A 388-nucleotide genomic window follows, 5' to 3' on the forward strand; every position below is an offset into this window, starting at 1 on the left:
GTGTCCTCCAGGAAGGTCGAGCCGTGATGTTGAATGTTCAACCAGTCCAACGGTGCCGACTCTAGTCCTATTCCGTACGGCCTTCAACGGTTATGACGGGCGTGGCGGCGACGTCTGCGGAGCGGGCCGGGTGTGCACGTACAGCTGCCGCCGGTCGCCGACGTCGACGGGCCGCGGCAGCGGGAGTTCGTACCGGACGGGCATGCCGTGGTCCGCGAACTGCCGGCGCGGGTTGTAGACCTGGTTGAACTTCCAGAGCATCCGCGCGAAGTTCGTCTGCCCGTGCAGCAGGTTCCGGCCGAGGATCCGGGCCGCGCCGAACGCCGTCCTCAGGCCCAGGTGCTTGCGGTTGATCACGGCCTGGGTCCGCACCAGCTCCTCGTAGAAC

1 pseudogene is annotated in these 388 nt (G+C 66.8%); it reads right to left on the reverse strand.

The window, feature by feature from the left end:
- Positions 1-90 precede the first annotated feature (90 nt).
- Positions 91-388 (reverse strand): annotated as a pseudogene (locus ACOV8S_RS31565) (hopanoid C-3 methylase HpnR); the annotation flags it as partial.

Source organism: Streptomyces sp. CO7 (genome assembly GCF_053474865.1).